13 protein-coding genes are annotated in these 11,192 nt (G+C 40.6%); 2 read left to right on the forward strand and 11 right to left on the reverse strand.

The features are described from left to right. Positions 1–128 precede the first annotated feature (128 nt). Genes ung through nadA form a run of 5 tightly spaced genes read right to left on the reverse strand, consistent with a single transcriptional unit; the run spans position 129 to position 4,432 of the window. On the reverse strand, positions 129–803 hold the full coding sequence (gene ung / locus G592_RS0114195) for a uracil-DNA glycosylase (RefSeq protein ID WP_028248385.1): 675 nt from the start codon (positions 801–803) through the stop codon (positions 129–131). Between the two features lie 10 nt (positions 804–813). Next, positions 814–1,341, reverse strand: coding sequence for a transcription repressor NadR (locus G592_RS0114200; RefSeq protein WP_028248386.1), 528 nt, complete (start codon positions 1,339–1,341; stop codon positions 814–816). 12 nt (positions 1,342–1,353) lie between these two features. Further along, positions 1,354–2,205, reverse strand: a complete 852-nt coding sequence (gene nadC, locus G592_RS0114205) for a carboxylating nicotinate-nucleotide diphosphorylase (protein WP_028248387.1) — start codon at positions 2,203–2,205, stop codon at positions 1,354–1,356. Position 2,206: 1 nt separating this feature from the next. Further along, the gene (locus G592_RS0114210) at positions 2,207–3,514 is read right to left on the reverse strand and encodes an L-aspartate oxidase (protein WP_028248388.1); all 1,308 of its coding nucleotides are present in this window, start codon (positions 3,512–3,514) and stop codon (positions 2,207–2,209) included. Positions 3,515–3,526: 12 nt separating this feature from the next. Continuing rightward, positions 3,527–4,432 (reverse strand): quinolinate synthase NadA, encoded by a 906-nt coding sequence (gene nadA / locus G592_RS0114215; RefSeq protein WP_028248389.1) that lies wholly within the window; start codon positions 4,430–4,432, stop codon positions 3,527–3,529. Between the two features lie 164 nt (positions 4,433–4,596). Here nadA and G592_RS0114220 point away from each other — a divergent pair, with 164 nt between their 5' ends. After that, entirely contained in the window at positions 4,597–5,745 is a 1,149-nt protein-coding gene (locus G592_RS0114220; RefSeq protein WP_028248390.1) for an acyltransferase family protein, read from the forward strand. 48 nt (positions 5,746–5,793) lie between these two features. Here G592_RS0114220 and G592_RS0114225 read toward each other — a convergent pair whose 3' ends face one another. The 6 genes from G592_RS0114225 to G592_RS0114250 all read right to left on the reverse strand — a co-directional run bounded on the left by G592_RS0114225 (position 5,794) and on the right by G592_RS0114250 (position 10,176). After that, positions 5,794–6,045 carry a TIGR03905 family TSCPD domain-containing protein gene (locus tag G592_RS0114225; RefSeq protein WP_028248391.1) on the reverse strand — a complete coding sequence of 84 codons (252 nt, stop codon included), beginning with the start codon at positions 6,043–6,045 and terminating at the stop codon, positions 5,794–5,796. 18 nt (positions 6,046–6,063) lie between these two features. Further along, entirely contained in the window at positions 6,064–6,792 is a 729-nt protein-coding gene (locus tag G592_RS0114230) for a YARHG domain-containing protein (RefSeq protein ID WP_028248392.1), read from the reverse strand. Positions 6,793–6,887: 95 nt separating this feature from the next. Next, positions 6,888–8,033 carry a serine-tRNA(Ala) deacylase AlaX gene (locus tag G592_RS0114235; protein ID WP_028248393.1) on the reverse strand — a complete coding sequence of 382 codons (1,146 nt, stop codon included), beginning with the start codon at positions 8,031–8,033 and terminating at the stop codon, positions 6,888–6,890. Positions 8,034–8,091: 58 nt separating this feature from the next. After that, positions 8,092–9,096: an asparaginase gene (locus G592_RS0114240; protein ID WP_028248394.1), complete on the reverse strand. Its 1,005-nt coding sequence runs from the start codon at positions 9,094–9,096 to the stop codon at positions 8,092–8,094. 2 nt (positions 9,097–9,098) lie between these two features. Continuing rightward, positions 9,099–9,518 carry a hypothetical protein gene (locus tag G592_RS0114245; RefSeq protein WP_028248395.1) on the reverse strand — a complete coding sequence of 140 codons (420 nt, stop codon included), beginning with the start codon at positions 9,516–9,518 and terminating at the stop codon, positions 9,099–9,101. 19 nt (positions 9,519–9,537) lie between these two features. Further along, positions 9,538–10,176, reverse strand: a complete 639-nt coding sequence (locus G592_RS0114250) for an HAD family hydrolase (RefSeq protein ID WP_036953109.1) — start codon at positions 10,174–10,176, stop codon at positions 9,538–9,540. An 84-nt stretch (positions 10,177–10,260) separates the two neighbouring features. Here G592_RS0114250 and G592_RS0114255 point away from each other — a divergent pair, with 84 nt between their 5' ends. After that, positions 10,261–11,028, forward strand: a complete 768-nt coding sequence (locus G592_RS0114255; protein ID WP_028248397.1) for a YlmH/Sll1252 family protein — start codon at positions 10,261–10,263, stop codon at positions 11,026–11,028. Positions 11,029–11,192: the final 164 nt, after the last annotated feature.

The raw sequence follows: 11,192 nt of genomic DNA on the forward strand, positions 1-11,192 counted from the left end.
ATCCGCCTAGCGTAAATTACTCTAATATAACTATAATTGAATTGCTTAATAGACACAATGTTAAAACCATGAAGTATTTGTGAAAAAAGCCCACTATCTACGGCATTCCGCGGATAGCAGGCTTTTCTTTAAATATTTTCTATTTGCCAGTCTATAGGAGTAAGACCCTTGGACTGTAAAAACTCGTTTGTCTGACTAAAATGCTTACATCCAAAGAAGCCTCTGTAGGCTGAAAGTGGTGATGGATGTGGCGCTCTTAGAATCAAATGATTTGGATTATTAAGCTTTGCACATTTCTTGGCTGCAGGTGAACCCCAAAGCAGGAATACAATTGGTCGATCCTGCTTATTTAAAATATCAATTACAGCATCTGTAAACTTTTCCCATCCTAAATCCTTGTGTGAATTTGCCTGATGTGCTCTTACTGTAAGCACGTTGTTCAGCATCAGAACTCCCTGACGGGCCCATTTCTCCAAATATCCATTATTTGGAATGTAGCAGCCCAAATCATCCTGAAGCTCCTTATAAATATTTACAAGTGATGGTGGAGTCTTTATTCCAGGTTTTACTGAGAAGCAAAGTCCATGGGCCTGACCATCATCATGGTATGGGTCCTGTCCGATGATTACCACCTTTACTTCTGAAAGTGGTGTGAAATCAAAAGCATTGAAAATATCATCCGCTGGTGGAAACACCTGATGCTCATGGTATTCTCGCTTTACGCTCTCATATAAGTTCTTATAATATGGCTTTTTAAATTCTGGAGTCAGTGGCTCCAGCCAGTCATTTGAAATTGCAGACATTCTATTCTCCCTAGTTTAAAATCCAGTCATCAAGAGGTAACCAAAAACCTTTTTGCTTTAGCTCGTCTTCTATGATATCCAGCGTAGCTTCGTCATCTGCGCTGATGATGTGGTAATGATACCCACTTGTGGCAGAACTAAGCGACTTTGACTTTCCAGATTCAATGGCCTCCATAAACTCCTTTGCCTCACGACGCGAGCTTACATTAAGCGGTGCCTCAAGTCTGTTGTAATATCTGTGATTGATGATGATATTCTCAGCCACTCCACCGTTATCTACGATAGTGAAAAGCTCATCCAAAATCTGATCATCAGTATGACGACTTTTGATTATTCTCTTACATTTGTTGGTATTTGAAATTACATACCCTCTATTTGTAGAGGTGACCTCGATGCCGTTGGCTCTGATAAGGGCGATATCTGTAACAACTACCTGACGGCTCACGTCAAGCTGCTGTGCCAATGCTGTTCCAGATACAGGCTTATCAGATTTCTGGATTATCTCTATTAATTTTTGTCTTCTAGCCTGTCCGTCCATTCTATCCTCCGTTTAAACTGTGTGAAGATTCTTCATTGAAATATCAAGGATTGGTGCTGAGTGAGTAAGTGCACCACTTGAAACATAATCAACTCCGCTGTCGATAATGTTTGCGATATTCTCCCTTGTAACATTTCCAGAGCACTCGGTCTTTGCTCGGCCATCTATTATTTTAACAGCTTCTTTCATTGTTGCAACATCCATGTTATCAAGCATGATAATATCTGCGCCAGCATCAGCTGCTTCCTTTACCTGCTCAAGTGTCTCTGTCTCGATTTCAATCTTGCGAACAAATGGAGCATAGGCTTTTGCCATCTCGATAGCCTTTGTGATAGAGCCTGCTGCACCAATATGATTATCCTTTAAAAGGATTCCATCTGAAAGATTGTAACGGTGATTCTGTCCGCCACCGCACTTTACTGCATACTTCTCGAAAATTCTCATGTTTGGTGTAGTCTTTCTTGTATCAAGAAGAACTGTCTTGCTACCCTTTAAAAGTGATGCAACTTCATTTGTGTAAGTAGCAATACCACTCATTCTCTGGAGGTAGTTGAGAGCTACACGCTCACCTGAAAGGAGAACCCTGATGTCGCCCTTTACCTTTGCCATAAGCTGGCCCTTCTTTACCTCGTCGCCGTCCTTAACGTACTTTTCTACAACTGTATCCTCGTCAAGAATCTTGAATACTCTCTCGTAAACATCCATACCGCAGATGATACCGTCCTGCTTACAAATAAGCTCAACCTCGCCTGGCTTAGCCTCTGGCATTACTGAATTAGTGCTGACATCCTCACTTGAAATATCTTCTCTGAGAGCCATTCTGATAAGCTCATCTGCATTTAAAGTCATTGTAATATTGTTCATTTTATATAGCCTCCTTCTTGGCTCTTAAAGTTTCTTCTCTTTTTATTTCTCCAACTACCATTGCATGATAGTTTTCCATGATAGATGGAAGATCCTCATATCCATCAACATTAACAAGATTATCAAAATTATCAGTAGTTTTAAACTGCTTCGTATTTACGATATCCTGTGCTGCACGTTTTGCAAAAACAAGACTCTCCAAAAGAGAATTGCTGGCAAGTCTGTTACGACCGTGTACACCATTACAGCTGGTCTCTCCAACAGCATAAAGCTGCTCCATTGTAGTCTTGCTGTCCTTATCAACATAGATACCACCCATAAAGTAATGCTGGGCTGGCACTACAGGCACCCAGGTCTCAAGTGGGTCATAGCCTGCCTGCTTGCAACGGGCATAAATATTAGGAAAATGATTTAAAATCTCTTCCTTTGAAATAGGTGAAAAATCAAGCCATACATGCTCTGTTCCATCTTTTTCCATCTGTGCAAAAATGGCCTTACTAACAACATCTCTTGGCTGAAGCTCATCTGTAAAGCGCTCACCATTCTTATCACGAAGAACAGCACCCTCACCTCTTACAGATTCTGAAATCAAAAAACTTCTTCCGCTCTGATTTGAATAAAGAGTAGTTGGATGAATTTGCACATAATCACAGTTTTCTAATTTAACGTTATGATACATGGCAAGTGCCAGTGCATCTCCTGAAATGTGGCGATAGTTTGTGGAATGTGGATATACTCCGCCGAGACCACCACAGGCAAGGACTGTCACATTTCCCTGAATCGCTCTGGTCTTTCCGTCCATATCTGCCACAACGATTCCGTAACATACATTATCCTTACATACCCAGTCCACCATAGTGGTATGGGCCATAAGTGTGATGTTGTCTCTCTCCTGAGCTCTGGCTAAAAGCTTACTGGTAATCTCCCTTCCAGTAACATCCTCATGGAATAAAATTCGATTATTTGAATGAGCACCTTCCTTCGTAAATACGAATTCACCATTCTTCTTTTCAAACTCTACTCCATAATTTTCCAGGTCTCTTATAATCTCCTGAGAGCTTCGGATCATAATCTCAACGGACTCTACTCGGTTCTCATAGTGACCTGCGCGCATGGTATCTTCAAAGTATGCATCATAATCATCCTCATCTCTGAGCATGCAGATACCGCCCTGAGCCAAAAATGAATCACAACCATCCAATGCATCCTTTGAAATCACAAGTATTTTCTTTTCTCTTGGCAAACTGAGAGCGCAGAATAATCCAGCTACGCCACTGCCTACTATTATCACATCATATCTCTTATCCATATGAAAATACCTCTACTTTGCTAAATCCAGCATCCTCTTGAGGGGAACCAGCGACTTCTCACGCTTCTCATCGCTGACTTCTACCACTCCTGTGCCATCTCTCAGGCAATCGCGAATCTTCTCAAGAGTAACCTTCTTCATATTTGGACAAATCTGAACTCCACCTGCTGAGAAGAAAGTCTTATCAGGATTGTTCTGCTTAAGCTGATAAAGAACACCAAGCTCTGTTGAGATGATGAACTCTTTCTTATCAGACTTTGTAGCATAATCAATAATGCCTGATGTACTTCCGATGTAGTCTGCAAGCTCAAGTACATCCAATGTACACTCAGGGTGAATAAGCACCTCTGCCTCTGGATGAGCCTCCTTGGCTTTCTTCACCATATCTGCTGTCACATTCTTATGTACATGACAGAATCCATCATTGAAAATAAAGTTCTTCTCAGGCACCTTTTCAGCAATGTATCTTCCAAGATTCTCATCTGGAATAAAGAAGATATTCTTATTAGGAAGGACCTTTACGATCTTCATTGCATTTGCTGATGTCACACACACATCTGAATGCATCTTAAGCTCCGCTGTGGAATTGATATAACAGACAACTGCCACGTCGTCGTACTCTTTTCTAACCTCTTCGATTCTCCATACCTCTGCCATGTGAGCCATTGGGCAATCTGCCTTCTCGTCAGGCATGAGCACTGTCTTCTCAGGATTAAGAATCTTTGCTGACTCTCCCATGAACTTTACACCTGCAAAAACGATGGTGCTTTCCTTTAAATCAACAGCTACCTTTGCCAGATAGTAGCTGTCACCAATGTAATCTGCGATAGCCTGAACCTCGTCATTTACGTAGTAGTGAGCCAGGATAACCGCGTTCTTTTCTGCTTTAAGCTTTTTAATTTCTTCTACCAGTGTCATAACGTATACTCCTTTTCAGTTGACAATAAATATATCACATGTAAAGTCTACTGACAAGACAGTTGTAAAAACAGTAAAAATAATAGTGCCCGATTGGACTTTTTGGCCTGAATATGTATAATTATGTAGCTATCAATAGTAATTCAATTTATTAGGAGATTCGTATGAATAACAAGAGCTCAAGAGCTTCAAATATAGAATTGCTTCGCATCGTTGCGATGTTTATGATTATTAGCTATCACATTATCCTTCACTGTGTAAATGTGCAGCTGGTAAATGTCACTTCAATTGAAAAGCTTCAGAATGGCTGGTTTAACAACCCAATGTTTTACAAGCAGCTCCTTGCTTTGGCGCTTATGATGCCATTTGGACTTGTAGGTAACGCACTTTTCATTATAATTTCTGGATATTTCCTTGCAGACAGAGAAATCGACATGTTCAAGATATCTAAGAAATTGTTGTCACAGCTATTATTTGCTGCTGTCTCACTGGTGCTTGCCTCATCATTATTCATTTGGAAATACACACAGATTGATGTAAATGAAAATCTTTTCAGCTACATCAGAATCCAGTACTTTAACAAGATGTCATGGTTCGTTGGTTACTATTTCATCATTATGCTTTTGGCATTCTGTGTTTTGAACAAGTTCTTGGCAACACTTGATAGAAACAAATACTTAGGATTTCTGTTTACAATCCTTGCAATTTCACAGCTCAGCTGGTCTGGTTCACTTTTGGATGACTTGGCAAAAGGTCTTCGCACAGTTGTAATTGGCATTTTCCTTTATGCATTAGGCGGATATATTAAGAAATACAATCCATTCGAAAAGATTCGTGGGTACGTTTTCGTTCTTACTATTATCCTTACCAACGTACTTATCGGAATTTCCTACCACAACACTGCTATAGGAAAGATTCAGGCATATTATTACAATCAGAGTACTACAGGTGCTCAGGTTACAGACTTCACACAATCTATTCCTAAATTCGATAACTACAGTATTGTTGTTGTCATCATGGGTGTTTGTTTATTCGAGCTCTTCAGAAGAATTCATCTTCCTGAGTTAAAGATTTTAAATTCCATTGCCAAGGGTACATTTATGATCTACCTTCTTCACGACAATGGATTTGCATACAGTATTTGGGAGACACAGGATTGGATTACACTCCTTTACAATGATTTCTGGGGCTTCATGATTAAGCTTGGACTTTGGACTGCAGGAGTATTTGTTGTAGGCCTTATAGCTTACTGGATTTTCCTTTTACTGGGATTCATAATTAAAAAGACAAAGTGGTTATATATAAAAGAGTAAAAAAAGGGTTGGCACTTAATTAGTGTCAACCCTTTAATAATCCATCTCTTATTTTGCTAAAGCTTCTTCAATACCCTTAGCTAACTGATCCGCGCAGCTTGTACCTTTCATGCCGCAAAGGTTTCCCTTTAATACCTCTACAGTGTGAGCTGCATCAGCGCCCTCTAAAAGCTTGCTGATTGCCTTTGTATTTCCATCACAGCCGCCTGTGAACTTTACGTTGTGAAGCTTTCCATCTTCTACTTCAAAATCAATCTGACGTGCGCACACGCCCTTTGGAACATAAGTAAACTTTTCCATTTAAAACAATAACTCCTTTTACTGATCTATAGAATTTAATAAATCCAGATTCTTAACCTCTGTCTCAGTAAATGTCTTCTCTGAGAAATCTGCAGGCATAATTGATGGACTATACCAAACCTGTCCCATGAAGTAATTCATAAGGTTTGAATCTCTGAATGAATATCCATGACGAGCATACATTTCATTCTTGATGATATGGATAACGTCCTTTGGAACACCCTCAAAATCTGAAGCTGAATATACTTTGCTTGTAGTATCAAATAAATATGTACAGAAGCGTGCGTTGCCAGACACACCTCTTGTCTGCCAATAGCTTTCAACTGCTGGCCAATATGTGGTCTCATCTAAATAGTGAGAACGCTCTGAAACTGCTGCGGCAATTTCTTCCTCTGACCAGTTCGCAATATCGCCAACGTAAACGCCTGGGTCAACTACTTCGATAACAACATCACCGTAATCTGTTTCATCCATTGACGCGCCTGCTGAAATATCCTCAGAACCATCTGCTGACTGCTCCTGAGCTGGATGTGCTGCATTCTCCTCGCTAACAGCAAGTGACTTCTTCTCATGATTGAGAACATTGAAAGTGATAACACCAGCTAAAATACCAACAGCTATAGCAATGCATCCCTCTACAAGCCATCTTTTTACGTTAGGATTATCAGCCAAAAAGTCTTTGATATCGTAAAATCTATCAACTACCCAATCCCTAAAATCCAAAAATCTCTCTTTTACTTCTTCCATAATTCTTCCCTTTTTGATTTAATCCGTTACATATTGTAACCATTTGAAATTATAACACAAATCTATCTAATTCTGTAACATTTATTACACTTTTATTACATTGTTTGCTCAATTGCACTTCGTGTAGCCTGAACAGAGCCCTGAGCCATCTGCCTGCTTCCGCCACCTTTGGCACCGAGAAGCTCTCTAAGGCCTGCAGCAATAGCACTACAGTCTCTTGTCTTGCTTCCGATTACGAAGTTGTAGCCTTCCTCATCATCACCGGAGAAAATCGCACATAAGCCCTCATGTCTCTCCACTAATGCATTTACACCATCACGCATTGTTTTTGCATCTAAATCCTCTGTGAAAATTGTCACATCAGAAAGCTCTGACGGATATTTTACAATCTGATTCATAAGGATATCAGCCTTAATCTGGGAAATCTTATATTTGAGCTGTTTGTTCTCATCAATAATCCCTGCTATTCTTCCTGGCAAATCTTCCTCTGAACAGCTAAGCTGCTGATATGATTTTGCCAGTAAATCCATGCGACGATTGTAATCATCAAGAGCTCTAAGTCCACAGAGAATATACACTCTGGTACCGCCCTTATATTTGCCGTAAGATACCACTTTCAGCATGCCTACCTGTCCTGTAGTCTTCACATGCGGTGCACAGCAGGCGCAAATATCCACGCCTTCGATTTCCACCAGACGCACATCTCCATCAATCTCCTTCTTGCTGCGGTAATCTGTGGCAGTAAGAGTAGCTTCATCAGGGAAATATGCCTTTACTGGTACATCCTTTGCAATAATCTCATTACCAGTTCTTTCGATGAGACGTACCTGCTCCTCGCTTAGCTCTATATTCAAATCAAGTGTCACAGTGTTATCGCTGAGATGGAATCCCACATTAACAGCACCATAAAGATTGTGAGCCAGGCCTGTAAAAATATGCTCACCTGTATGCTGCTGCATATTTCCAAAACGATGATTCCAGTCAATTGTGCCGATGACCTTCTGGCCTGCCTCAATAGGCTTGTCACAAAAGTGATAGATCACATCATCTTCTATCTGCACATCAGTAACATTTACCTGACCAAGGCTGCCTACATCGCTTGTTTGGCCTCCCTGCTCAGGGAAAAATAATGTCTGATCTAAAACAATCTTAAAGCCACCCTCAGCCTCTTCACAGGATACTACCTGTGCCGAAAATTCAGTTGCAAAAGAATCATCATCGTATAAAGCTATTGTTTTCATTTACACTTCTCCTATATAAAATCAGGGCTTCTGCCTTTAAGCAAAAAGCCCTTCTAGTCTAGTTCTTTCTAAAAAGAATATCTCTGTTGATTTCTGTATAAAATGCTTCTCTAAGACGCTTATTGCTGTAGTTCATACTGCGAAGCCACATAAGCTTGGTCATGGTAGCTTCCAGTGTCATATCGTAAGACTCTATCATGTGGAAGTCCTGCTTTACCTGACGGCCAACTTCGTAAATGGTCATGTTGCTGCCTTCATTGGCAACCTGAGTAGTCATAACAGCAAGCTTATCTGTGCCCTTCCATTTTTCCATTTCCTCGTAGAAAGTCTCCATAAGAGTCTCTGGCATACCGCCTACACCGAAGCTCTCAATAACAACGATGTCATAATTCTCAAAAAGATAACTGAGCACATCTGGCTTCATACCAGGGTAAAGCTTGAGCAATGTAACCTTATCTGACATGTCATAGTAAAAGCTTGGGATTCCACGAACTGGCACCTCAGGAATGTATCTGATGATAATTCCATCCTGAATAACTGCAAGGTAAGGGAAGTTGATGCTTGAAAAAGCATTGTAGCTCTTTGCTCTTTCCTTCTTTGCTCTTGTGCCGCAGATAACTTTGCCATCAAATACGATGCTGACATTCTGAGACTCATCATCTGATGCATAGATAAAGGAATCCAAAAGATTTGTCTTTGCATCGGTAACATCTTTGCTGATAGGCTTCTGTGAACCTGTGACAACGATAGGCTTTGCAGAGTTCTGAATCATATAACTAAGGGCTGCTGCTGTGTATGCCAGGGTGTCTGTTCCGTGACAAACGACAAAGCCATCATAATTAGCATAGTTTTCTTCTATCGCATTTACGATATCTTTCCAAAGTACAGGTGTCATATTTGAGCTGTCGATATTCATAACCTGAATCGTCTCAACCTGACAAACCTTTTCCACTGCTGGAATATATGCAAGAACATCCTCGGCTGTAAGACCTGGTGTGAGTCCTGAATCTGTCTGTTTGCAAGCAATGGTACCGCCTGTACCAATCATAAGTATCTTTTTCATTTCTAGTTCTTTCCTACTGGAATTCCGAAAATCTTTGTCTGGAATCCCTCATATAAAGTATTGTAATCTGTGTAATTAATATTGCTCTTGAAATAGCTGTTCCATGTATCTCTAAGTGTATCGCAGATAACCTTTCCCTCCTGCTCCTCGCAAAGGATTGTTGGGAAAACATAATAAATCATAAAGTAGTTAAGATTCATTAAATCTGCTGCACGAACCTTGCCAAATTTCTTGAACGCTATAAAAACATCCTCACAAAACTTCTGAGACTCAGCTGCAACCTCATCAGCCTTTACCAGGTTTGAAAACTCTGGGTATCTTTCTTCTTTGAAGCGATTTGTATTTGACTCATAGCTAGATTTGCTGTGAACCGTGCTAAGATATACTACATCCTCAAAAATTTTGTTTACATTGTAACTCATAACACCTTCTCCATTTCTATTACTCTATTATTTCCTTAAGCTGGCTTATATCATCAATCTTCGCCACATAGCTGTCGATAGATTTTCCATATCCATAAGCTGCCCAGATAAAATCTACTCCTGCGGCATCGCACGCATCCTTATCCCCCTGGATATCTCCAATATAAACTGGATGCTTGATATTATTCTTTGCCACAAGTCCCTTTATATTATCTGCTTTTCCGAGACCATTGTCACCATAGCAAATGAAATCTGTAAAATATTTTCCATGACCACTGCGTTCTAAGTAAGTCTCGATGTAGCCTGCCTGACAATTGCTGACAATGTAAAGCTTCACACGCTTGCTTAAATCTTCAAGCACATCCTCTAGCCCTGGATATGTTGTATCCATTTCGCTGACAGCTAAATCTGCCATCTCATATTCCTCGCAAAGCTCCAAAGTCTTATAGCGCTTTGCTGGGTCTGGATCTGGAATGCTGGCATCTGCAATGTCAGTCATAGTCTTTCCAAACAAGCCCATCAGCATCTCAGGGGTAAACTCTACATCATATCCCATTTCCTTAGCGGCTCTTGTCCAGCTGCCGGCGAAAACAGGAATATTGTCCCAGATAGTTCCATCCATATCAAAAATGATACCGTCTGTATTAATTTTTCCCATAAAACTTACCCTACTTTCTAATATCAACTAGGTGCTATTTTACAATATTTCTCGTATAATGGGAACTCATAGAAAGGATTTATTATGAACGACGACGAGCAGCTTTTATATAAAAGATTAATCGAGCTCTCAAACAGAGCTTATCAAAACAATATATACACTTTCAGCGATTTTTTGAGCCTCAGTCAGCAGGAGGTCATGTACCAGGCAGCAAGGGACAAAAGCTTTGCGCCTATTTCCTATGATTTATTTGGTGGCTATGAAAACTGTGAGCGAAAGATGGTTCGCTTTGGAAGTGAATCAGACTTTGGATACGATGTGGAATTCCCTATTAAGTGTATCAAGGTGGAGCCTCTTGCAAAGAAGTTTGCCAAGGAATACACCCACAGGGATTATCTCGGTTCTCTCATGAGTCTTGGCATCGATAGAAAAAAATTCGGCGACATCTTCGTGGATGGCATGGACGCTTACATCTATGCCGACGAATCTACCGCCGATTATCTTCTTGAAAATTTTGTATCTGTAGGCCGTAATTCTGTAAAATGCTCCATCTCAGAGCTTCCAGAATCCTACAAGCGTGCAGCCCTGAAGGAAGCCACCATCCAAGTGGCATCTCCCCGCGCCGATGCTGTCATCGCCAGAGTCTACAACCTAAGCCGTAAGGATACCATTCCCTACTTCACAGAAAAGAAGGTCTCTGTAAACGGACACATCGTTGAAAACAATGACAAGATTCTCTCCGCAGGCGACTCCGTGTCAGTCCGCGGCTTCGGAAAGTTCAACATCCTCGAAGAAGGCGGGCTCTCTCGTAAAGGAAAGCTGAATCTTGTAGTTGAGATATTTGGACGTTAAAGATAAGTTTAACTCACTAAGGTCTCACATTTGTGTGGGGCCTTTTTTCCTGTGGCGAAGCCCTTTGTCAAAAAGAAAACGATAATATGCGGTTTACAAGAAACTCTTTGACAATAATAAGCCTGTTAGTTCCTTATTTTGTCACTGGACAACGAAGGTATGCG

The sequence above is a fragment of the Pseudobutyrivibrio ruminis CF1b genome, from assembly GCF_000424005.1.
Lineage (GTDB): Bacteria > Bacillota > Clostridia > Lachnospirales > Lachnospiraceae > Pseudobutyrivibrio > Pseudobutyrivibrio ruminis_C.